Here is a 900-nt window from a genome sequence, read left to right on the forward strand (position 1 = left end):
ACCCCACCCTCACCGACGTCTGGCCCCTCACCCCCTTGCAGGCCGGTCTGCTGTTCCACGCCGAACTCGGCGGGCCCGCCGCCGACGCCTACGTCGTCCAACTCGTCCTCGACATCGACGGACCCCTCGACCACGACCGCCTGCGCGACGCCGTGGCAGCCCTGCTCGGTCGTCACCCGAACCTGGGCGCGGCCTTCACCCACACGGCGGACGGCACACCGGTACAGGTCGTGACAACCACTGCTCTCGCCTGGGCGCACCACGACGTCACCACCGCACACCGTCCCGCCGCAGAGCTCGACGACATCCTCACCGCGGACCGCGCCGCGCCGTTCGACCCGGCCGAGCCCCCTCTCCTGCGATTCACCCTTGTCACGACCGGTCCCGACGACCACCACCTGGTGCTCACCAACCACCATCTGGTACTCGACGGCTGGTCCACCCCGCTACTGCTGCACGAACTCCTCCAGCTCTACGAGCACCACGCCGATCCCGATGCGCTTGCGCCGGTGCGGCCGTACCGTGATTTCCTCGAATGGCTGGGCACGCGCGATGTCTCGGCGTCCGTCGCCGCGTGGGGTCGTGCGCTCGAGGGTGTCGAGGACGCGACGCGGCTCGCACCGGGTCTCGATCCTCACCGGGACGCGGGTCCCTGCGCGGAGCGCGTGGTGACACTGACGACCGCCCAGACGGATGCGTTGCGGACCGTGGCCCGCACCCACGACCTCACCCTCCACACCATCGTCGACACCGCCTGGGCCCTCGTCCTCGCCACCCACACCGGCACCACCGACATCACCTTCGGCACCACCGTCTCCGGACGCCCACCCCACATCCCCGGCATCGAAACCATGATCGGACTCTTCATCAACACCATCCCCGTCCGCATCACCCTCCACC

Annotated in this window: 1 protein-coding gene; it reads left to right on the forward strand. The window is 69.8% G+C overall.

Translation table 11 applies throughout. The features are described from left to right. Nucleotides 1-900, forward strand: a 900-nt coding sequence (locus tag G9373_RS45445) for a condensation domain-containing protein (protein ID WP_167121374.1), incomplete at both ends; no start/stop codon positions are given.

The organism is Rhodococcus sp. A14 (assembly GCF_011603105.1).
In the GTDB taxonomy this organism is placed as follows: Bacteria; Actinomycetota; Actinomycetes; order Mycobacteriales; family Mycobacteriaceae; genus Rhodococcus_F; species Rhodococcus_F opacus.